Genomic DNA, 20628 nt, shown 5'->3' on the forward strand with positions numbered 1-20628 from the left:
TCTCCCGAAGTTGAGAAGAAAGATTAACCAGACGTGCTCCTGAGCGACTGCTGCTACAGACCACCACAGAACTGTAACGTCAACGGATTAAAATTCCCCAATCACTTCCCCACCAGCACGCGTCCCTAAAGACTGAAAAGTAGCACGATCAATATTTTCAGAGATAAAACGAACTGCCCCATCTGCCAGTAAACCGTGCACACCACCGACATGATAGCTCCGCGCAAAGGTGCGACTGTTCGCGGTACTATCGGCTCCACACGGCGCATGGGGGATATCCGAGCAGGCGATCAATACATCACCGACATTGGGATTCGGCGTTTCCAATGTCGTGAAAAAAGTCCCCATACAACGCGGGTTCATCAGTCGACCACGCACATCATGCTTGGATTGATCGGCAGACAAGATCAGCTCACTGGCCATAAGGGTCATTGAAGCACCATCGGTGATGTCGCGGAGCCTGGTTCGTGAGCGTGAATAAAATAGTCCATTCAGCGCTGTATAACTTCCTGCAGCGCCGAAATGAGTTGAACCCGAGCAGACCGCGTAGTTACCATGAAAACCCTGTGAGCCATTACTGGAAGGATCTGTCTGCCCATAGGTAATATTCTTGGGACCTGCTGGATCACTGGGACACATCATCATGGGGACCACCGCGTCTTTTTTGCTCCAGTATATTGCGCCTGTTCGTGACGGATTTTTCTGTTCCTGCATATAAACATTGTACAGAGACCCCTGTTCGATATACGGCAGTATCATGGGATACCAGCCAGTATTATCCGTCGCTGGACGTGGGGATCCCGGTAAATCACCATTCGTCGGATTAATCATCCCGAAAGGAAACACTTGAAAGGTTTCGTGATAATTATGCATCGCCAGTCCCAGTTGCTTGAGATTGTTTTTGCACTGACTGCGTCGGGCTGCTTCCCGTGCCTGTTGAACAGCAGGGAGTAACAAAGCAATCAAAATAGCGATAATCGCGATCACCACCAGCAATTCAATTAACGTAAATCCCCGCGTGCGGCGAAACATGAGCGTCTCCTTTTAAAAAATAAACCCGGGCAACTCCTGCATGAACAGAAAAAATGGATAGGAGCTGCACTCTTTGAAGTTGACTTATCTATCTGAAATGAAAATCGAATTCAGGTTGCTCAAGTTTTAAGAATGAATGTTTTCTGTCTCAGGAATCCCGCGAACAAAAATGCCTTCAACAGCGCGTTCGCAGGTCGACTTGAGATGCCGGGCCATTGCTGTGTCTGCCCCCTCCTGGTCGCGGCGGAGTATTGCTTCCAGGACCTGCAGGTGTTCTTCCAGAATCTGATCCAGATAGAGTTCTGAATCTTTCAGTAAGACGCGCACCATATGCATCAGCCGGTCATATCGATTCAGTTCTGCTTTCAGTCGCTTGATGCCGGCTGCATTTACGATTGCAGTGTGCGTTCTTTTATCAATATCAGAACAAAGCACGGTCCACTGATCATCACGATTAGCCTGCTGTAAGGCTCTTGTCTCTTCCAGCAGCTGTTTGATTTCTTGCAGGTCACTACACTCACAAGCGCAGCGGGCTGACTCGACTTCCAGGATACGACGCACGTGATACATCTCTCGTATTTCCGGTATACCAAAAGGTGCGACAACCGCCCCCCGGTTGGGAAACAGTTCTACCACGCCGATCCCAGTTAACTCGACAATCGCCTCGCGTACCGGAGTACTGCTCACACCATACTGCTTCGCCAGATGTTGTACTTTTAAACGGGTTCCCGCGGGATACTCACCCGTAAATATCGACAGCAGAATTTGACTGAAAATGTCCAGCCGCAAAGAACTCACCGGCAGGGGATGGGTCGAAAGAGAAGTCGTCGCGATCATAGACAGCCTCCAGAATATTTTTGATGTAAGAGATCTGACCGGTAATTCCTCTGGGAACTACTTTACAAAACCTCACATTCTTACGAATAATGCATTATGCATAATATATAATATCTAAATTAGTCTTGTCAATGATCAAATAAAAAAGGGAACATGCAATCAGTCGCATGATTCCCTGATTTCACCAGGTACGGATAGAAAACAGGCGTAAATACCAACGAGCTCTGTTCTTAAACTAAAGCGCATCACTTTGAACCATAGCGTCTGTCAATCGAATATACTCGATCCAAGTGGACCTGAAGACGCTACAGTAAAACTGGACACAGTCTAGAATCAGCGGTAGAAACGCTGCAGTGACAAGCGAAGTCAATTTGGTAGGAAGTGAACTGAGATCGAACGTCAGAAGAGATCAGGCTGCCTTGGAACGAGCCTCTTTAGCCTGATTATTCACAGTCTGAGATTCAACATGTAATTCCAGTTGAACTGCTTTTTTCTTCATCCGTTTGCGACGTCCCAGGCGATGGGCCAGATCCAGTGACCAGGGAGCAATCCGTTTCAGGTAATACAAGACGTAGGACACCCAGCCCACCAGGCATAACCCCTGATCAGCATAGATGGCTTTAATAGTTCTCTGCGCAACCTGTTGGGGGGTCGTACAGATCCAGCGCGGAGGTATCGGTGTTTTTTTCCCTACACGACCACAAGGAGCAGACTCGAATAACCGGGTGGTTACGGGCCCCGGACAAATGGACGAAACCCCTAGCCCCTGACGACTGTATTCCGCCCGTAAGGCTTCACTGAACCCTTGGAGGGCAAATTTACTAACCTGGTAAGCACTAAACCGAGCACCGGCAACCAGGCCACAAATACTGGAAACATTCACGATATGTGCTTCCGGGCGATCCAGTAACAGTGGTAGAAATTCGCGTGTGATCTGAATTGGAGCATGTAAATTAATTGCCAGCAACCAGTCCCACTGTTCTGCTGACATCGTATGCGTTGGCCCATAGAAGGCTACGCCCGCGTTATTGACCAGAAGATCAAGCTCCTCCCAGGTATCAATCAGAAACTGAATCTCAGTAGAAATCTGCACAGAATCTGTTAAATCGCAGATCCGGTAGTTCACTTCCACTCCGACCAGAGCAGCCGTTTCCGCTGTATCCTTCAGGCCTGCTTCATCAATATCCCAGAGAAAGAGATCGACTCCTTCTGCAGCAAGTTGCAGCGCGATTTCACGACCGATTCCTGATGCAGCTCCGGTGACTAATCCCTTTTTACCAAATAAATTCTGCATCTTTCACACTCCGCTGTCTGGTCTGATGGCTACCCGCGCAGGGAGTGTATGACATACTGTAAACTGGGTAAAGACGGTTCCCAACGATTACAATGGAAGAAGAGTAAGTCCTATGCTCACAGGTACATCAATCGATTTTCTGCAGAGGGACTCTCAGTAGAGCCTGGATCAGCTACTCATTGATCGCCGAATCGTCTTCGATCATTTCATGCAGTTGCCTGAGAACCAGATGTGGATCCAGATCCATTTGCCGACAGACATACTCAAGCGATTTCCCCTGACAGGACTGGTCAATTCCCAGAGAATCAAGCACACCTTGTACTTCCGGGTATTCAATCACCCACTCTGTCACGCTGGCTTCCAGTCCCAGATTTGTCATACCACGCAATCCGTTAAAATACAGTCAGAAAAGTCACACGAGAAATCATAACAGATCCCATTCAGAATCAAACAGGAGAATTGTCATACCTGCAGGGCATCACGTTTTTCCTGGATCAGCTGAATATGATGTGGAATATGGTGAGTAATTCGCTCCAATAAATTGGCAACACTGACTTCACCATCATGAGAATGCAGGCCCGTTCGCCGGAACTGCTCTTCGCTGAGAGTTTTCAGAATGCGAGCCATGTTCTGACGCACGACCGCAATTAATTGCAATTCCTCTTCCATATCCCGTTGGGCATACGCCAAACGTTCGGCAAACAGATTGTGATCGGCTCCTGGTATTGGTGGCTGATCTTCCGCGACGATCCACTTCATCCGATCGGCGTAAACCGGTTCGAAATCAGCAATATGACAGACCACCTGGCGCGTAGACCATTTACCGGGAATCGGGGCGGCGTCCAGATCTGCAGCAGACATGCCTGCAATGGCACGCCGTAGCGATTCCGGTCCTGCCAGGTACTCATTAATAAGCGTCGAAATTTGCATGATCGGCCCGAGCCAGGAAAAATGATCGTAAAATAGCCTGTCTGACTTTTTTAATCAGGCAGGTTCTATGACTACATTATCCTGTCTGAGTCCCGGAACTTCAAGCGGTTACCAATCTCCATGGAGCTGGGGCAATAAGTAAGACGCTTACTGGTTGCGAGGAGGTCGTGGTCCTCGCCGACCATTCGTCAATTCCGATTTCCCGATCCCCCCTTTGATCGTCCCATCAGGATTCTCTTCGGCGGTTTTTCCCAGTACGATATCAAAATTGGCAGCCAGTTCACCCAGTTTAGAATCGGGTAACGGTTTAAAATCAACCAGAATCGATTTACGTTGCTCCGGGTTTCTGATCTGTCGATAGACGCCATCTTCTTCATTGAGTTCATGGCCGTTAATTAACAGCTGGGTGGTTAAAATCCGCTGCCCGTTCTTACTGACGGCCACATGAATATGCGGTGTGCGAAATCCGCGCCCGGCCCGATAAGGAACCGGCTTGATGGTTCGGAAAAAATACTGCCCTTTCGAGTCGGTCATAAAGCGACCATACCCCTGAAAATTACCATCGCGGCCATCTTTGTTTTCGCCGCGCGTGTGGAGATAAGAGGCTTTACTGTCCACCTGCCAGATTTCTACAAAGGCATTCCGTAGCGGCTGCCCCTTTGCATCCAGAACCTTGCCCCCCAGGTACGTCACCTCACCCACAGCCGGCGTGAGCGAATTATTGATGATCAGCAAATCATTATCGGTATCGAGCGGAAGTTTATCTGGATAAAACGGGCCCTCGGTCATCGCGGGTGTACGAACCAACTCTTCCGCCATCAACCCGGGAGTCGTCAACGCCGCCATACTGAAGGCAGACCATTTCAAAAAGTTCCGTCGCTTTAAATCCGAAAGAGAGCTGCTCATCACATCATTCCTGTCTGCTGCGAGTGAAATAAGTTTACCTGTAAACTATCTTATCATTTAACAACAGTCGGTGTCGATAGTTTCGCAAAAAACAGGTTTTAAAGGCGAATTCAGCAGAATTAAAATGCCGCAGTCATGGCATCCATCAGATCAATATCGAAGGTATTAGGAATCGTCACCAGCAGGGTATTGTGGCCATCGTCATCAAATTTGATAGAATTTCCCGGCATATCACCGGAATTCTTTTTGATCAGCACCACATTTTTATCCCGAATCAGGAAAAAATGTTCCTCAAGCCCGTCGACGCCGATGGTCACAAACATCAGCACCCCTTTTTTCAATTTGACGGACTGAACCCGAGAAAACAGCGTTGTCTTGGCTCGGGGATGCTTCGCAGTCTGAGATTCAGCATGCTCATTCGTCAGTAACTCCATGTTCCCAAATTGATTTCTCTCACTTAAAAAAAGCAGTGAGACGCAAAACAGTATGATTATGATTGATGATGCGGTCGTGAGTAGATCTTTCACTTGAGCCAACTCCCGCTTTCGGTGCCCGCGAAAGCTCATGCATGAAATTCTATTGTTACTTAACAGAAAGAGATCACAAATCTCTTTCCCTGATCTTATCTATTGGACAGTTATAAGAGGTCAACAGGTGCAGGTTTTGTTCCTTGATTTTTACTTTTTTTAACAATCTGCAGTAAGTCGCTACACTCCCTTGGATTGGCTTCTGCGGCGTACATTCAGTCCTTCGCTGGTTTGCAATATTTATTATTCGAAAATTGAAAATTTGACCAAATCACCATCTGAAATCCACCAGCCCTACTCACTGCCCCGTGTGAAACTGGTAGAAACCATTATGTCTACTTGTAAAAACTTTTGAGAATCTCCTGCTTTCCAAATTCCCCGTAAACTACTCCCACTTCCTGCTCTCTGTTAAGATAAACCCACAAACCTTTGATTGAGGGATTTTCGTTTTGAACTGAAAACGGGATTCACACACCACAAAGTTGATCTTCTAATAAGGAACTGCATCTTGAAAACCCACCACTCACGCTCCATCCTGGCATTGCTGACCTGCCTCTGCGTCACACTGGGCAGCAGCAATCTGACATTCGCTGAACCGACCAAAGCACAACAGGCCGCAATCAGTCGGGCCAGCAGAGAAATGGCAGCTGCGGCGAAACGCTTTCTGGCCTCTCTACCCGAGGAAAAACGGAAAGCAGCCACCTTCAAACTTGATAGCAAAGAGCGAGACAGCTGGTACTTCATTCCCGATTTCGCCATCAAAGAAGATAAACGCACCGGCCTGCCCATGACGCAGATGACACCCCAGCAGCAGATTTTCGCAGTCACTCTGCCTGCGACGGCGCTCTCACATCGGGGTTTTCTCGAGATGAACTCTATCCGCGCGCTGGAGCATGTGCTCTTCGAGCTGGAAGGCAAAGACTACCGGAACCCTGAACTCTACTATGTATCAATCTTTGGCAAACCTGATTCCAAAGGAACCTGGGGCTGGCGGTTTGAAGGGCACCACCTGTCTGTAAATGTCACGATTGTCGATGGCAAGAAATTCTCCGTCACTCCTTCCTTCTTCGGTTCCAATCCCGCAACCGTCAAACAGGGGCCTTTGAAAGGTGTCGAAGTCCTCAAGGAAGAACAGCAGCTGGCGTTGAACCTCGTCAAGTCCTTTAACCCCGATCAATTGGCCATCGCCACAATCGACACAGCCGCCGTCGATAAAAAACTGCTGGCGAAAAGTGTGATCAAGGAAGTCCTGACCACCGATGATCCAGTCGTCGACAAAGGTCTGATTCAGCATAAAGGCATTCAGTACGCCGATCTCGATCCCAAACAGCAGAAAATGCTTCTGCGTCTGGTGAATGCCTACCTGGGTCGTTTCCGCCCCGAACTGCTCAAGGGAACCCGCTACCTGGGCAACCTCCGCGATGGCGACCACCTTTACTTCGCCTGGAGTGGCGGCCAGAAGCGGGGTGAATTCCATTACTACCGCATTCAGTCTAAGGTTTTCCTGATTGAATTCGCCAACACCCAGAACGACGCCAATCACGTGCACGCGGTCTTCCGCGAATTCGACGGCGATTTCGGTCGCGACCTGCTCAAAGAGCATTTTAAGCAGCATCAGAAATAATTCTGAAAGCAAGATGACCAGCAACAGGCCCGATGAGTAACTTTCATCGGGCCTGTTTTCTTTTCAGAGGGAAAACAGGCTTCTACAAATATTTTGTAGACTGGTTCCGCTCCAACAGTTACTTTACAGGAATGGACAATATCTCCCGAGATCCCGGTCAGCTACAGGACTCCAGGGAAAACATCCCTGGAGCGACCGCTGACACTTCAACTCCCCAACCCCGTCAGTTCGGCCGCTGGATTCGTAGCATCATTCTGATCACACTGGGTCTCCTGTTTCTGTTTTACTTTCCGGTAATCGGTGAAACCTATTTTCGTTGCGCGATCTGTGGCATGAACCATACCGAAAAACGAGTCACCGCTTTCGGCTGGCTCATTTCAGCATGGGAACGACCGACTGAATCCAGTGACTGGTATCAGGCGAATATAGAACCAGTTCATCAGCATGTCTGGGTCCGTGGTACTTGTGCTGAAGGCAAAAACGTTTTCGGCCAGACAGTATTAATGCAGCAAGTCTCTTCTCTTGCCTCGGGACCGTTCAGCTGGCTGTATCTGGGTAATTTCAAACTTATAGAATTCTATAAAGAAAGTCCGGACCCGGCTCAAGCCCGTACTCTACTGCTGAAGCTGGCGCACTTTGAACCTGAAGGCTCATCTGAAAGGAAAGTACAAGATGAAATCTTTTCACGATTGTGGGAATGGAGAAGCAATGAAATGCAAGAGCCCTGGCCGTTCGATGGGGGGGAGTTCCTGAGCCCAGATCAACCGACCAATCCTGATAATCCTCCATCCTCGCCAGATTGAAGAGACTTCATTTGTCTGTCAAACAGATCGGCCGAGATATGAAAAACCTCAGAGAAATTTTAAAAATCCCATTCCTGAGCGAACCTGTTCAACCTTCTAAAGCTCATCACATTTAACCATAGCGTCTGTCGATCTAGTATACTCGGTTCAAATAGTCTTGGAGACGCTACAGTAAAACTGGACACAGTCTGACCGTCCGCATACACACATCAACCTCAATCCACGGAAATTTAAAAAACACCTCTCCCTGGCCCAATCACAGGAAATCACATGCATCGAATCATTCGCGAATATCAGCCAGCAGACCTCGACGACGTTCTGGCGTCCTGGGAGAGTGCCACCCGTCTGGCCCATCCTTTTCTACAGGAAGACTTCCTGGAACAGGAACGCCATAACATTCCCAACCTCTATCTGCCCAATGCAGAAACCTGGGTCATCGAACATGAGAAACAGGTGATTGGATTCATTGCCTTACTGGGAAATGAAGTTGGTGCGATTTTTGTGAAGCCGGAATTTCATGGCACGGGAGCCGGCAAGGCATTGATGGATAAAGCACGAGATCTGAGAGGCGATCTGCAGGTCGAAGTTTTCGAAGCCAATGCCATCGGGCGTCATTTTTATGAGCGCTATGGTTTTAACCCCCTGTCTGAATCGACACATGAGCCGACCGGAAACCGATTGCTCAGGCTTCAATTTAATACCGCAGTGACTTAAAATCAGATCCAGCTTACCTTCAACCTGGAAGTGGATTCATGCCTGCTCACGAAAAAATCAATTACGTCGAATTCCCCGCCCGAGACCTGGCGGCAACCAAAGCATTCTTCGAGACCGTCTTCGGCTGGTCGTTTACCGATTACGGTCCGGACTACACCGCCTTCGCAAACGAAGGACTCGACGGCGGCTTCTTCAAGGCAGAACTCTCTTCGAACACGGAGAACGGCGCCGCGTTGATTGTATTCTATAGTGAGCGACTGGAAGAAACGCTCTCCAAAGTGGAAGCAGCCGGCGGCCAGATCTGCAAACCCATTTTTTCCTTTCCGGGTGGCAGACGCTTTCAGTTCCTGGAACCCTCCGGGAACGAATTCGCAGTCTGGTCAGATCATCTCGAGCAGTAAAATAGACAAAAACATTTTGGGAGAAATAACTGTAACTACCCGCCCTGTGGATTAAGCTTCTCGGAATTCGTCCGTCAGAAGTCTGGCACGATCTACCTGGGACAATGCCCAGCCCCCCTAATCCTCATATCCGTACAGTCCTTTCTGTATAATTTCTTTTGATAATTGCCTCCAGTCCATTAAGATGTGGTCCCATAAGCTACTATTTCGAAAATAGATTGTCGTACTTTTCCAAGTTCGGGAAGACGGCGCGAGATAGAAATCTTCCACACCTCAATCATTCCCTGAATTCACCAGAGTGAAACGAAAGGCTTTGTCATGAACTGGTATCTGGCGGTCATTAAAAAGTATGCCGATTTCGAAGGTCGCGCACGAAGGAAAGAATACTGGATGTTTATCCTGTTCAATATTCTGATTTCTTTTGCTATCGGAATCATCGGGGCGCTGCTGGGTAAATCAGGCGGGATTATTTCCGTGTCACTCTCCGGATTGTATTCTCTGTTTATTTTCATCCCCAGCATCGCAGTAATCGTCCGTCGACTGCATGATACCAACCGGAGTGGCTGGTGGATCCTGATCGGCCTGATCCCCTTCTTCGGTGCCATCATCCTCTTTATCTTCATGATTCTGGACAGCGATCCCAATGCAAACGCATATGGAGAGAACCCCAAGCTCGCTCCGGAACCGGAATAAATCATTGCCGCTTTCAAGCGAAACCAGTCAGGAAGAGTGTGAGCAGAAGCGACCGCTGAATCTCGCACTCTTCAGCGACATTTCTTCTTTTAATTCTTTTAATTTTCACCTTTGTGAACTGCAGTGGATTTTGTATGAACTGGTATCTCAAAGTATTGAAAAATTTTGCTACACTCGACGGTCGTGCCCGTCGGCTGGAATACTGGATGTTTACCCTGTTCGACGTGATCTTCACGGTCCTGTCGTTTGTCGTCGGAGCCGTCCTGGGGCGGCTGCTGAATCTCGACGAGGCCCTGAATGGGGTGGGGTTGGGCCTGGGACTGTGTCTGCTTTACCTGCTGATTGTCCTGATGCCCAAGCTCTCGGTGACGGTCCGTCGCCTGCACGATACCGACCGTAGTGCACTCTGGCTGCTGGTCTTTCTGATCCCCGGCATTGGACCGCTGGTTATGTTTATCATGATGATTCTGGAAGGAACCAAAGGTCCCAACCAGTACGGTCCCGATCCCAAAGCGACCGCTGAACCTGCCGCCTGAGACAGACTGTCGCCCCCCCCGTTATCCGGCTGGAAATCACCTTTTGCGTTTCATGAAAAAATAACGGAATCAGGACTGTGCAAAAGGTCGAATCAACGGTATATATCCTCCTGCAAATTCAACTTTCAACAACATGAGGTGCCATGTGAATTAAACACCGTGTGGACGAGGGGCTCCGATAAGCCACAACCTGCGACCACACTCCTTCCTTTTGTGTATTAGAGATCCGAAATGATACACCCCAAAACTGAGTTGAAATTTATCAGCAACGAAATCGGCTATGGCGTCGTTGCCACCGAATTCATCCCTGCCGGATCCATCACCTGGGTCCTGGATAAACTGGACCGCGAGTTCAGTTCTCTCGAATTCCAGTCAATGGAAGACATCTACCAGAACATCCTGGACACCTACTCCTTTCGCAATAACCAGGGAAACCTGGTCCTCTGCTGGGATAATGGCCGCTACGTCAACCACAGCTTCAATTCCAACTGCCTGACCACAGCCTATGACTTCGAAATCGCTATCCGGGACATTCACCCCGGCGAACAACTGACCGACGACTACGGCTACCTGAATATCCCCACTCCCTTTCGAGGCATTGATGAAGGGACACGACGCAAAATCGTGTATCCCAACGATTTGATCAAATACTACAAAGTCTGGGATAAGAAATTGCTCAAGGTTTTCAACCGTATCCCCCACCTCGACCAACCGCTGCAGGAACTGCTCACGGAAGAGATGTGGAATGAAATCGTGGCCGTTTCCAAGGGACATCAGGAAATGAAATCCATTCTGAATAATTACTATAACGACGAAAGCAAAATCGAAGAGCGGAAGCCCATTAAAGAAAAGAACACCGCCGTTTAAGTTTCTCATTCCCTTCGATCGGAGAATGATTGACACATTCCCGCTCATGCCCCAGACTTGAGGCATGAGCGATCTCCCCTTCATCCGCTGCCTGGGCTGTGAGTCCACCGTTTTCGATCCGACACGGGCTGCCTGCCCCGGTTGTGGACGCTGCCCCGTGTGCGGGACCAGGCGTTTTAAAACCGAAGTCAAAACCTGTCCAGACTGCGCATTACCCTACTGCGACTGTTGTGGCCGCTGCCCCCAATGTGCCGGCCTGAGATATTCCGAGATCATCACGCCTTGTGAGTGTGGTCATCCACAGGACGCTGAGAAACTGGCAGACCTGGTGCGCTATGAAGCCGCCGTGGGAGCCAGCAGACGACCGACCCCCTGGGGCTGTATTCTGGCCGCATTAACTCTAAGTGCCGTGGTGCTGCTGCTGATTTACGCCTCAAAAGGTTAGTCTTACAGCGCGGAGAGTCCTGGCTCCGTAGTCCGTTTTGTTCATTTTCGGCTTGAACTCTGCTTTTCCAGACTGATACGATACCCCTGCTTCCCTCATCAAGCGAGGGACGCAGCCAGCAGGAGTCCGGCATGTGCACTAGGGTACATTGCATTTAATCATAGTGCCTCTCAACCTATTATACTCGTTCCAAATGGCCTTGGAGACGCTACAGTAAAACTGGACACAGTCTATCTGTAAGGAAAGGTATCCTGGAGACTCTCTTAAATTCAACATATTTGAGCGCACACATTTCATGATCGCATCTTCCCCACTATTATGCTCGTCCTCTGGAGATCTACAGACGCTGGTATAAAATTGGACACATGCAAAAAAGGAGTTCTGAGATGAATGCTGAAAAACTGAATTTACCGGACAACTATCTACTCTGGCTGGACAGTCTCGAAGCAGAAGCGTATGCAGAATTTGATGAACGGGAATGGGAGATCGCCAGCCGCGAGGAACTTCAGGAATTGCTCGAGATCGATGATTACGAGGTTTCATACATCGATCAGGCCAACCTGTATGTGAAACTGATTCAGGATATCACCGGCGATTCCATGACCATGGATGAGGAGGGCAATCGAATCCCCTTCTCACGCATCGCGACCTGGCTGACCATCGGCTACGACAACGAGGACCTGCTCTGTGTAGACCCGGCTGATAACTTTTCCGTCTGGGGCTTCTATCCCAGTGAAGGAGGCGACGTCGAAAAACTTGCCGACAACCTGGATGAATTTCTGGAAGGCCTGGAACTGCTGGAGTAAGTCTGCAAAACTCTGAATAAACTGACATTCTTGCGGAAATGGATTCCCTATTCTTTTATGCGCACTATTGAAGACTTCCGAAATCGTCAACTGGAAATCCTGCCACAGGCTTTGAAACGCCCCACCATGTTTGGTGGAAATGCCCAAGGAACTGCGCTATTATTAAGTGTATTACTACGGGATCTCTGCTGGATCGAAGAACGCGAGCAAGAATGGGAAGGATTCAAAGCGACCGATTTGCGGGGCAGTCGCGGAGTGCTGGGACAATTCGAGTATCAGCAGTTTCAAATTCCAGACTACATCGCTGAAATAGCATCTGTTTATGCGCAGGTAGCGCACAAACTGGGATATTTTCAACCAGAACGAGTTCTGAATCCGGCAGAATGGAAATCGCTGCAATCCCTGCTCTCTGCTGATTTTTTTGAGCGAGACTGGACTCAGACGGAAATATACGATCGCCTGGGCCCCCCTTCCTGTGAGCATTTTAGCAGTGAAACCAGGGTCGCCTGCTATGCCCCGGAACCAGCAGCAGACTGGATCTTTTTTGATTTTTCGCGACGACTTCCCGACTCCAGCGACTGGTTCGAGACTCCGATCTTGAGGGATATTCGCAGAACAGAAAACCGATTTGAATTCTTGCCCTTCGCAAAATGGTGCCAGAAATTACATTAGAAAAGATTAAAACATGCGAAAACGTCTCCGCAAAAAGAAATATCTGGGAGAGTTCATCGAATGGGATGTTGCCGTCACTGTGAACATGATTCCCGGCGCAGACTTTGACACGTTTCTGGACGACTGGATCGAACAGGCTATCGAAGGTAATCATTGCTCGTTCGGTGGTTGCAGCATGCCAGAGCAGACCGAGGGGATCATTCAACTGGGAACAGCAGCAAAACAGCCCGAAAAACGTTTAGAACGCATTACCGACTGGCTTAAAGATCGCCCCGATGTCTTGAACTTTCAGTTTAGCCCTCTCTTTGATGGCTGGAATGGTCCGTTCCTCGATTCTGACGGTCAGGAAAATATTTTTTAGATTCAGGCTTGACAATTACAGACAGGTCTGTATATTTCAATCATGAGCAAAACAAAACGCCCCTCCAGTGCCCGGAAACGCATCGTCGAAACAGCCGAGAAGCTGTTTTATTCAGAAGGCATCCGCGCCGTTGGCATTGATCGTGTGATTGCCGAAGCCGGGGTGGCGAAAATGACATTGTATAACCATTTTCCGTCGAAAGATGATCTGGTGGTCGAAGTCTTGAAGTATCGGGAAGAACAGTTCGACCTGTATCTCAGACAACGGATGCTGGAACACCAGTCGCAGGGACTGAATCCTTTAAAAGCGTTTTTTGCTGCTTTAAAGGACTGGTTTCAGTGTGCTGATTACCGGGGCTGTTCGTTCCTCAACGCTCTGGCGGAACTGGCGGACTCCAATCCGACCGCAACAGATTTTTGTTCAGACCATAAACGACGTTTTAAGGAGCAGTTAACCGAAATCATCATTGAAACAGCAGGGCCCCAGGCCGCCTCCGTCGCGCCGGCGATTTCTGTTCTGGTCGAAGGCGCCATCGTCACCGCCGTCAGTGAAGGCAATGCCGATGCTGCCGGGATCGCGGAAGAAGCTGCTGAGATTCTGATTTCACAAACTCAATAAAGAACCGTTTCCTTTTATTTAGCCACTTGTATACAGACTTGTCTGTTTATAATGTTTTTGTTTCACTTTCCCGTTTTAGAGTAAATTGTTTTTAAGGAGTAGAAAGATGCCACGTTTAACCGCCGTCAATCCCGCCACCGCTACAGGTTCCGCCAAAACATTATTGGACGGAGTTCAGTCCAAACTCGGAATGACTCCCAACCTGATGCGAACCATGGCCCATTCCCCCGCCGTACTGGATGCCTATCTGAAATTCAGTGGTACCCTGACGGGTGGAGTCCTCTCGGCTCAACATCGCGAGCAGCTCGCACTCACCGTTGGTGAAGCGAATCAATGTGAGTATTGTCTCTCAGCTCATTCCGCGCTTGGTAAACACGCTGGTCTGTCTCCAGATCAAATTTTGGAAAACCGGGCCGGTGTCGACTCTGATCCTGCAACGACTGCCCTGTTGAAGTTCGCCAGAACCATCGTCGAAAAACGGGGTCTGGTCTCCGACCAGGATCTGCAAGACGTTCGTGATGCCGGCTTCGGCGATGCGGAAATTGCCGAAACAGTAGCGGGTGTCTCACTCAACATATTCACCAACTACTTTAACCATCTGGCGCAGACTGAAGTCGATTTTCCAGCCGTGCAACCACTCCCGGCAGACCTCGTGGCAGCCAATGCAGTGTGATCTCTTACGGGGACAGTTCGATGTAGAACTGTCCCCCTTTTTAATTCTTCAAATAAGGAACTTTACGATGAGAGTCCGAAAACAGATCAGTGTCATTTTGATTCTAATCTCCAGTAGTTTCAGCTTCCTGCTTCAAAGCAGTGCGGCAGAACCAACTTCCTATCCGGTCAAGCATCAGATTGTTCAGATCGAGGGTCTGGATATTTTCTACCGGGAAGCTGGTCCTGCAGACGCACCCACACTGCTGTTGCTCCATGGATTCCCCACATCCTCGCATATGTTCCGTAATCTCATCCCTGAGCTGTCCGACAAATATCATGTGATCGCCCCCGACTACCCGGGGTTCGGCTTCAGTAGCGCACCTTCCGTCGACGACTTTGAATACACATTTGCCAATCTCGCGTCCATCATGGAAAAATTCACCGAGCAGTTACAGTTGAATAAGTATTCGTTGTACCTGATGGATTACGGTGCACCGGTCGGCTTTCGTCTGGCAGTCCAACATCCCGAACGCGTCGAAACACTTATCATTCAGAATGGCAACACCTATCAGGAGGGTCTGGATAATCCGTTCTGGGAACCGATTAAAGCGTATTGGCAAGATCGGACTCCCGCACAGGGAAACAAACTGCGTTCGCTGCTCACCCTCGATGCTACCAAGTGGCAGTACACAACAGGTGTGCGTGACGTTAGAGCCATCAGTCCTGATACATGGGGACATGTACAACCCCTGCTCGATAGACCGGGCAATCAGGAGATTCAACTCGCACTGTTCTTCAGCTATGGCAGCAATCCCCCGCTCTATCCCGAGTGGCAGGCGTATCTGCGAAAGTATCAACCGCCAACACTGATTGTCTGGGGCAAGAACGACCAGATCTTCCCAGCTGCCGGAGCGTATCCCTACAAACGGGATCTCAACAAGCTTGAGTTCCATCTGCTCGATACAGGACATTTTGCCCTGGAAGAAGAGGGAACGACGATCGCCCGGCTGATGCGGAAGTTCCTCAGTCAACATACTGATACTGCTCAATGACTGTTCCACCAGGCTCCGTTGCTTCAAACACGCAGCCTGGCTTCATTCCCTTTTTGACCAGAAAGTAATCCAATGCCCGCTTACCCCAGCGATATCGCTTTCTCAGAGTCCGTAAAAGTGGTTCAGACACAAAAAGGTTCACGCACGCAGTACGCCCGGATGGAACAGGGGTCTGGCTGGCAGACAAAAGTGACGGAAGAACTAAAGGCATTTCTGTCGGAACTCGACATGTTTTACCTGGGAACTGCCAGTCAGTCCGGGCAGCCTTATATACAATATCGCGGAGGCAGCCCCGGCTTCCTCAAAGTCCTCGATGAAAGGACGCTGGGTTTTGCTGACTTTGCCGGCAATCAGCAGTTCATCACTCTGGGTAACCTCGCCGAAAATCCCCAGGCGTTTCTGTTTCTGATTGATTACGTCCACCGTCGTCGTGTCAAGATCTGGGGGACCGCCCGTATTGTCGAAGACGATCCGGAACTGCTTGCACAATTACACGCCCCGGCTTATCCTGCGCGGGTCGAGCGTGCCATCCTGTTTTCTGTCACCACCTGGGATATCAACTGCCCTCAGCATATCCACCCCCGTCTGCCGCAAGCGGACGTCCTGAAACTCGTTCAACAGTTACAGGCGGAAAACGAGCAACTCAATAAAGAACAGGCCAGACTTCATTTGAAAATGAAATCTGGCCCGTAAAAAGTAACTTCTGGAATCAAACGAGTTCAGGCAGATCAGTAGTTGTTGTCAGAAGCGTTTCCAGAACCGGTATTGGTTCCCACACCGCTCTGCGGGGTCCCTGTCCGGACGTCATAGCCCTTCAACGCATTGTCGATCGCAGAGTTGTTCGAGAAGGATGCGGTGTTACCTCCACCAAAGATGTTCACGAAGTAACCAGATTTCGAATTGCTGCTGGCGGTATTGTTACTGATCGTCCCCCCCTGGATCGGGGCAATAAAGTCGAAGCCATAGCCCTGGTTTCCAGTAGCGATATTATTGCTGATCGTACCACCACTGACGATATCGTCAAAATCAAAGCCGACATCCTGATTTCCGGTAGCCGTGTTACCGGTAATTAACCCACCCGTAATATCTTCAAAGTCAAAGCCGTCGTCAACGTTACCACTGGCCAGGTTATTCGTAATAGTTCCGCCCGAAACAGTATCACCAAATTTGATTCCGTTATCTTCATTACCAGTGGCAGTGTTTCCACTAAACGTTCCACCGCTGACCTCTCCAAAGAAGGCGATCCCGTTTACACCATTTCCAGTCGCGATATTATTGCTGATGGTTCCCCCACTGAAGTCATCAAAATCAAATCCTTCATCCCCGTTTCCAACTGCGGAGTTATTTGAAAAGGTTCCACCACTGATTTCATCACGGAAATAAAATCCATCATACCGGTTATTGCTGGCTATGTTGCCGGCGATCGTTCCGCCAGTGATATCTTCATCAAAGTAGAATCCGTCGTCGTTTCGTTCGGCGATATTCCCTGAGATCGTTCCCCCATTGATATCATCATAGAATGCGAAACCGGCGTAGGCATTATCCAGCGCCTGGTTACCACTGATCGTTCCGCTATTGACACCGTCAAAATTAAAACCAAATTCATCATTATTACTGGCGATGTTATCTGAAAAAACGCCCCCCGTCATCACATCGTCGAAGTAGAAGCCATCATTCCCGTTATTACGCGAAGTATTACCCGTGATGGTACCACCACTCACTTGCGTGATATAGAAACCATCATATAAGTTGTTCTCAGCAATATTATTACTGATTGTCCCCCCGCTGATTTCGTTTTCAATGTAGTAACCATATCCATTATTTCTAGAGACGTTGCCTGAAATGGTTCCACCGGTGAAGTTCTGAACCTCGAGCCCGTCGTTATAACCTGTTACGCCGTTTCCGGTGAATGTGTTATCTGTGATCGTACCATTAATATCACCATCCAGGTGCACACCATCTTCATCTGCACCGCTGATAGTATTGCGGTTAATGGTGAAGCCACTCAGATTGTTACCATAAATTCCATTTTCCCCCCCCGTGATATTCATACCCACGATGCTGGAACGATCTGCCATCGTGAAGACATCAATTGAAGTCAGCGAACCATTCACGGTCGGTTGCGCGCCATAGCTGAAGCTGGCGACAGCACCCGAATTACAACCGACCACATTCACACTATTGCCACCAGCCAGCGCGAGTTGACCCTCATTAAAGACAAAACCGGTGCTGGTATTGATCGTTCCTTTGGAACCGTCAAACAGCACGACACTGTCTGTTCCCGCGGCATTAAAGACGGCTTCCGCATTCACCGTATCCGCATCGATAAAGGTGAGGTCTTTCAGATCCTGACCTGTCAGTTGCAGCTTCGCACACTCTTCCGGTCCCCGGACCTGGTTCAAGACGATATCGAGATCACGGACAATCGGATTCACCATCCGACGCTGGAAGCGACTTAGCTTCTGACTGTCACCATTCCCCGGCAGTGGAATTCGCACGGTCAACAGGCCGGTTCCCTGGGAGCCCCGTACTTCGTCGTACTGATACTGTCCGGCCAGCACAACACGGGAACCATTCCCCAGCCAGGGGAGATCGAACATCCGGTACTCGACCCGGGCCCGTGGTCCTGTCATCTCTTTGAAGCCGGGGGCGGAGTTATCAAAGTAATATCCGCCTACGTAACCTCGCAGTTCTGCATCCAGATTCGATTCCGGAAACGTTTTCAAGAGCCGTCCGACTTCAAAATCGGTTCCCCAGTAAGCACGTTCTTCACCGGCCCGCATCACGATATTATTGCCACTCAGATAGGCGGTATTCAGCGAATCGGCCCGTTGCTGTTTCTGAGAAGGAACATAGCCATTCACCCGGAAATCCCACTCAATGCTGAGCAGTTCGAAACCAAAGCTACCCTGTCGAAAGATATTGCTGTACTGACTGCGGCGGACATCATAGAAGCCATACATCCCGGCAATCCACTGGTCGTTTACCATGCGGCGATAGGCCAGACCGAAGTTTCCTTCGGCAGAGGAGTCATCAAAGATATTCCCCCGCAGGTCCGCGAAGAACAGGCTTTCTTCATCCTGCGCCAGGGGAATAAACAGCAGCCCCTGCCCGTTATCATTCACACCGCCCGCCTGTCCTGTGAAATCAAAATAGGCGCGGTACAGATAATCTTCTTCCTGGATCCATTCCGGCTGATAATCGGGGACCGGATCCTGGGCGTAAGAAAATGACGAGAACAGCATCCCCAACCCAGTCAGCAGTAACAGAACCAGCGAACGTCTCAATAAGCGAGTGCGCATTTAACTCTCAATATGAACTTTCCGAGATCATAAAGTCAGTTTTGTAACGATAATAATGGTGACTCCATCACTTTCTTCGGTTCCAAGGAGGGATTCCATGCGGGTGAAACCTGTATTTCTGTGCCTCAGCTCCCCTGCTGCTCTTGCCACTGACGATCAGGTAAAATATACCGGTAATAAGGACCAGGAAATTCAACAGACAAAATCTTTTCATGTCCCGATCACAACATCAAGAACAATCGAGGCGATCATGACTTTTACTCAATTGTCCCAAATCGAAATTGAAAAAAAGGTGCTGAGCATCGTCTCCGAGCAACTGGGATTTGCTCTGGAGAAACTCTCACTCAACGATCGCTTAATTGAAGATCTGAAGTGTGACAGTCTGGCCATGACCGGACTCCTGATGGAGCTGGAAGACACATTCAGCATCACCATTTCTCATGACACCAGCGATCCTGCGCTGAAAGCAATTTTTACCCGCCAACCGTTCCGTCTCTCTGACCTGGTACAACTGGTCACCATCCAATTGGGAATCAAAGCTCTGCCCCGAGCCGACTGGTTTCGTCAACCGGCCATTGAACCAGGCAGGGGACAGCGAGTCTGCTTCACGCAACTGGACGGCATCTTGAAACAAGCCGCACTGACGGAGGCCGATCTGTTCGTTCCCCTGGAATCGACTGTCCCCTGCCCCGCCTGGCGCAGGCACATCGATGGCATGCGCTGTATCCGCATCCCTGCTGGCAATGTCATCCTGGGCAGCGATCTCCCTGCAGCAAATCCGGACGAACAGCCCGTCCATCAGGTCGAACTCGATGCCTTCCTGATCGACGCCGAACCGGTCTCGACCACCGCTTACTGTCGCTTTCTGAATTCCGTCGGCAAACTCCCCGACTCCTGTCTGACTGACTGGTTCGTTCTTGATATGGATGACGACCGCGACGTGCATATGCTGATTCAAAACACAGATAACGGCTGGCAGCCCCTGCCTGGTTGTGAAATCTGGCCGATGATCCTGGTTTCGTGGTATGGTGCGAATGCCTACTCACTCTGGGCCAACAATCGGCTCTGGAGCAACTATCGCGACGAAACCGGCGAAGCGGAAGGGAGCTACCTTCCCACTGAAGCCCAATGGGAATATGCGGCCCGCGGCGCGACCCCGCGTGCGTATCCCTGGGGCAACGACGCGCCCACCCCGGAAAAGCTGCGGGCTGGCCTGCATCGCCAGCAAGTCAACTATGAAACCCAGACGCTTCCCCTCTCCCCCGTCAACGAAACACTGGGCATGTCTCCCTTCGGTCTGCATCACATGGCGGGTAATGTCTGGCAATGGTGCCGCGACTGGTTCGATGAAGACTTTTACCGGCAACCCGGATCCACGCAACGTAATCCCTGCAATCACTCACTGACGCTCGTGCGCAGTGAACGGGGCGGCAGTTGGGTCGGACCGGACATCCTCTGTCGCAGTTCCTATCGCCGGGGACGTCCCCCCATCGCCCGGGGACGCTGCCTGGGATTCCGCTGTGTCAGCTCGGTACAGGACCTGCCTTGACTCAA

At 49.8% G+C, this 20628-nt stretch carries 24 protein-coding genes; 16 read left to right on the plus strand and 8 right to left on the minus strand.

Features of this window, described 5'->3' with window-relative positions; translation table 11 throughout:
* Window positions 1–87: 87 nt before the first annotated feature.
* The 7 genes from ACN0YH_RS08575 to ACN0YH_RS08605 all read right to left on the minus strand — a co-directional run bounded on the left by ACN0YH_RS08575 (window position 88) and on the right by ACN0YH_RS08605 (window position 5433).
* A complete protein-coding gene (locus ACN0YH_RS08575; RefSeq protein WP_417379154.1) occupies window positions 88–1032 on the minus strand; it encodes a DUF1559 domain-containing protein in 945 nt (314 codons plus the stop codon).
* 126 nt (window positions 1033–1158) lie between these two features.
* Window positions 1159–1869: a GntR family transcriptional regulator gene (locus ACN0YH_RS08580; protein ID WP_417379155.1), complete on the minus strand. Its 711-nt coding sequence runs from the start codon at window positions 1867–1869 to the stop codon at window positions 1159–1161.
* Window positions 1870–2278: 409 nt separating this feature from the next.
* The gene (locus tag ACN0YH_RS08585; RefSeq protein WP_417379156.1) at window positions 2279–3163 is read right to left on the minus strand and encodes an SDR family NAD(P)-dependent oxidoreductase; all 885 of its coding nucleotides are present in this window, start codon (window positions 3161–3163) and stop codon (window positions 2279–2281) included.
* A 172-nt stretch (window positions 3164–3335) separates the two neighbouring features.
* Window positions 3336–3542: a hypothetical protein gene (locus tag ACN0YH_RS08590; protein WP_417379157.1), complete on the minus strand. Its 207-nt coding sequence runs from the start codon at window positions 3540–3542 to the stop codon at window positions 3336–3338.
* A gap of 83 nt (window positions 3543–3625) precedes the next feature.
* The gene (locus ACN0YH_RS08595) at window positions 3626–4093 is read right to left on the minus strand and encodes a DinB family protein (RefSeq protein WP_417379158.1); all 468 of its coding nucleotides are present in this window, start codon (window positions 4091–4093) and stop codon (window positions 3626–3628) included.
* A gap of 147 nt (window positions 4094–4240) precedes the next feature.
* Complete coding sequence (locus ACN0YH_RS08600; protein ID WP_417379159.1) at window positions 4241–4999, minus strand: intradiol ring-cleavage dioxygenase; 759 nt, start codon at window positions 4997–4999, stop codon at window positions 4241–4243.
* 119 nt (window positions 5000–5118) lie between these two features.
* Entirely contained in the window at window positions 5119–5433 is a 315-nt protein-coding gene (locus ACN0YH_RS08605; protein ID WP_417379160.1) for a hypothetical protein, read from the minus strand.
* A 601-nt stretch (window positions 5434–6034) separates the two neighbouring features.
* On the opposite strand from ACN0YH_RS08605, the gene ACN0YH_RS08610 reads away from it, so the two are divergent.
* From ACN0YH_RS08610 to ACN0YH_RS08680, 15 genes are all read left to right on the plus strand, one after another.
* Complete coding sequence (locus ACN0YH_RS08610; protein WP_417379161.1) at window positions 6035–7150, plus strand: DUF3500 domain-containing protein; 1116 nt, start codon at window positions 6035–6037, stop codon at window positions 7148–7150.
* A gap of 32 nt (window positions 7151–7182) precedes the next feature.
* Window positions 7183–7953 carry a hypothetical protein gene (locus ACN0YH_RS08615; RefSeq protein ID WP_417379162.1) on the plus strand — a complete coding sequence of 257 codons (771 nt, stop codon included), beginning with the start codon at window positions 7183–7185 and terminating at the stop codon, window positions 7951–7953.
* 270 nt (window positions 7954–8223) lie between these two features.
* On the plus strand, window positions 8224–8667 hold the full coding sequence (locus tag ACN0YH_RS08620; RefSeq protein WP_417379163.1) for a GNAT family N-acetyltransferase: 444 nt from the start codon (window positions 8224–8226) through the stop codon (window positions 8665–8667).
* Between the two features lie 38 nt (window positions 8668–8705).
* A complete protein-coding gene (locus ACN0YH_RS08625) occupies window positions 8706–9068 on the plus strand; it encodes a VOC family protein (RefSeq protein ID WP_417379164.1) in 363 nt (120 codons plus the stop codon).
* Window positions 9069–9386: 318 nt separating this feature from the next.
* Window positions 9387–9761, plus strand: coding sequence for a DUF805 domain-containing protein (locus tag ACN0YH_RS08630; RefSeq protein WP_417379165.1), 375 nt, complete (start codon window positions 9387–9389; stop codon window positions 9759–9761).
* Between the two features lie 134 nt (window positions 9762–9895).
* Window positions 9896–10297, plus strand: coding sequence for a DUF805 domain-containing protein (locus tag ACN0YH_RS08635; protein ID WP_417379166.1), 402 nt, complete (start codon window positions 9896–9898; stop codon window positions 10295–10297).
* A 231-nt stretch (window positions 10298–10528) separates the two neighbouring features.
* A complete protein-coding gene (locus tag ACN0YH_RS08640) occupies window positions 10529–11164 on the plus strand; it encodes an SET domain-containing protein (protein WP_417379167.1) in 636 nt (211 codons plus the stop codon).
* Window positions 11165–11228: 64 nt separating this feature from the next.
* Window positions 11229–11609, plus strand: a complete 381-nt coding sequence (locus ACN0YH_RS08645; protein ID WP_417379168.1) for a hypothetical protein — start codon at window positions 11229–11231, stop codon at window positions 11607–11609.
* Between the two features lie 386 nt (window positions 11610–11995).
* The gene (locus ACN0YH_RS08650; RefSeq protein ID WP_417379169.1) at window positions 11996–12415 is read left to right on the plus strand and encodes a hypothetical protein; all 420 of its coding nucleotides are present in this window, start codon (window positions 11996–11998) and stop codon (window positions 12413–12415) included.
* Between the two features lie 57 nt (window positions 12416–12472).
* Window positions 12473–13087, plus strand: a complete 615-nt coding sequence (locus ACN0YH_RS08655; RefSeq protein WP_417379170.1) for a hypothetical protein — start codon at window positions 12473–12475, stop codon at window positions 13085–13087.
* A 13-nt stretch (window positions 13088–13100) separates the two neighbouring features.
* Window positions 13101–13448, plus strand: a complete 348-nt coding sequence (locus ACN0YH_RS08660; protein WP_417379171.1) for a 50S ribosome-binding protein YggL — start codon at window positions 13101–13103, stop codon at window positions 13446–13448.
* Between the two features lie 42 nt (window positions 13449–13490).
* Entirely contained in the window at window positions 13491–14066 is a 576-nt protein-coding gene (locus tag ACN0YH_RS08665) for a TetR/AcrR family transcriptional regulator (protein WP_417379172.1), read from the plus strand.
* 106 nt (window positions 14067–14172) lie between these two features.
* Window positions 14173–14739 carry a carboxymuconolactone decarboxylase family protein gene (locus ACN0YH_RS08670; RefSeq protein WP_417379173.1) on the plus strand — a complete coding sequence of 189 codons (567 nt, stop codon included), beginning with the start codon at window positions 14173–14175 and terminating at the stop codon, window positions 14737–14739.
* 67 nt (window positions 14740–14806) lie between these two features.
* Window positions 14807–15772: an alpha/beta fold hydrolase gene (locus tag ACN0YH_RS08675; protein WP_417379174.1), complete on the plus strand. Its 966-nt coding sequence runs from the start codon at window positions 14807–14809 to the stop codon at window positions 15770–15772.
* Between the two features lie 72 nt (window positions 15773–15844).
* A complete protein-coding gene (locus tag ACN0YH_RS08680; RefSeq protein WP_417379175.1) occupies window positions 15845–16465 on the plus strand; it encodes a pyridoxamine 5'-phosphate oxidase family protein in 621 nt (206 codons plus the stop codon).
* A 35-nt stretch (window positions 16466–16500) separates the two neighbouring features.
* Here ACN0YH_RS08680 and ACN0YH_RS08685 read toward each other — a convergent pair whose 3' ends face one another.
* On the minus strand, window positions 16501–19074 hold the full coding sequence (locus ACN0YH_RS08685) for a right-handed parallel beta-helix repeat-containing protein (RefSeq protein ID WP_417379176.1): 2574 nt from the start codon (window positions 19072–19074) through the stop codon (window positions 16501–16503).
* A 97-nt stretch (window positions 19075–19171) separates the two neighbouring features.
* Between ACN0YH_RS08685 and ACN0YH_RS08690 the strand changes: the two genes are divergently transcribed.
* Complete coding sequence (locus tag ACN0YH_RS08690) at window positions 19172–20623, plus strand: SUMF1/EgtB/PvdO family nonheme iron enzyme (RefSeq protein WP_417379177.1); 1452 nt, start codon at window positions 19172–19174, stop codon at window positions 20621–20623.
* Window positions 20624–20628 lie beyond the last annotated feature (5 nt).

The organism is Gimesia sp. (assembly GCF_048262075.1).
Taxonomy (GTDB): domain Bacteria; phylum Planctomycetota; class Planctomycetia; order Planctomycetales; family Planctomycetaceae; genus Gimesia.

Coding starts and splice junctions, on each gene's coding strand:
- ACN0YH_RS08575 (WP_417379154.1), bottom strand. CDS start 1,032: ATGTTTCGCCGCACGCGGGGATTTACGTTAATTGAATTGCTGGTGGTG.
- ACN0YH_RS08580 (WP_417379155.1), bottom strand. CDS start 1,869: ATGATCGCGACGACTTCTCTTTCGACCCATCCCCTGCCGGTGAGTTCT.
- ACN0YH_RS08585 (WP_417379156.1), bottom strand. CDS start 3,163: ATGCAGAATTTATTTGGTAAAAAGGGATTAGTCACCGGAGCTGCATCA.
- ACN0YH_RS08590 (WP_417379157.1), bottom strand. CDS start 3,542: ATGACAAATCTGGGACTGGAAGCCAGCGTGACAGAGTGGGTGATTGAA.
- ACN0YH_RS08595 (WP_417379158.1), bottom strand. CDS start 4,093: ATGCAAATTTCGACGCTTATTAATGAGTACCTGGCAGGACCGGAATCG.
- ACN0YH_RS08600 (WP_417379159.1), bottom strand. CDS start 4,999: ATGAGCAGCTCTCTTTCGGATTTAAAGCGACGGAACTTTTTGAAATGG.
- ACN0YH_RS08605 (WP_417379160.1), bottom strand. CDS start 5,433: ATGGAGTTACTGACGAATGAGCATGCTGAATCTCAGACTGCGAAGCAT.
- ACN0YH_RS08615 (WP_417379162.1), top strand. CDS start 7,183: ATGAGTAACTTTCATCGGGCCTGTTTTCTTTTCAGAGGGAAAACAGGC.
- ACN0YH_RS08620 (WP_417379163.1), top strand. CDS start 8,224: ATGCATCGAATCATTCGCGAATATCAGCCAGCAGACCTCGACGACGTT.
- ACN0YH_RS08625 (WP_417379164.1), top strand. CDS start 8,706: ATGCCTGCTCACGAAAAAATCAATTACGTCGAATTCCCCGCCCGAGAC.
- ACN0YH_RS08630 (WP_417379165.1), top strand. CDS start 9,387: ATGAACTGGTATCTGGCGGTCATTAAAAAGTATGCCGATTTCGAAGGT.
- ACN0YH_RS08635 (WP_417379166.1), top strand. CDS start 9,896: ATGAACTGGTATCTCAAAGTATTGAAAAATTTTGCTACACTCGACGGT.
- ACN0YH_RS08640 (WP_417379167.1), top strand. CDS start 10,529: ATGATACACCCCAAAACTGAGTTGAAATTTATCAGCAACGAAATCGGC.
- ACN0YH_RS08645 (WP_417379168.1), top strand. CDS start 11,229: ATGAGCGATCTCCCCTTCATCCGCTGCCTGGGCTGTGAGTCCACCGTT.
- ACN0YH_RS08650 (WP_417379169.1), top strand. CDS start 11,996: ATGAATGCTGAAAAACTGAATTTACCGGACAACTATCTACTCTGGCTG.
- ACN0YH_RS08655 (WP_417379170.1), top strand. CDS start 12,473: ATGCGCACTATTGAAGACTTCCGAAATCGTCAACTGGAAATCCTGCCA.
- ACN0YH_RS08660 (WP_417379171.1), top strand. CDS start 13,101: ATGCGAAAACGTCTCCGCAAAAAGAAATATCTGGGAGAGTTCATCGAA.
- ACN0YH_RS08665 (WP_417379172.1), top strand. CDS start 13,491: ATGAGCAAAACAAAACGCCCCTCCAGTGCCCGGAAACGCATCGTCGAA.
- ACN0YH_RS08670 (WP_417379173.1), top strand. CDS start 14,173: ATGCCACGTTTAACCGCCGTCAATCCCGCCACCGCTACAGGTTCCGCC.
- ACN0YH_RS08675 (WP_417379174.1), top strand. CDS start 14,807: ATGAGAGTCCGAAAACAGATCAGTGTCATTTTGATTCTAATCTCCAGT.
- ACN0YH_RS08680 (WP_417379175.1), top strand. CDS start 15,845: ATGCCCGCTTACCCCAGCGATATCGCTTTCTCAGAGTCCGTAAAAGTG.
- ACN0YH_RS08685 (WP_417379176.1), bottom strand. CDS start 19,074: ATGCGCACTCGCTTATTGAGACGTTCGCTGGTTCTGTTACTGCTGACT.
- ACN0YH_RS08690 (WP_417379177.1), top strand. CDS start 19,172: ATGCGGGTGAAACCTGTATTTCTGTGCCTCAGCTCCCCTGCTGCTCTT.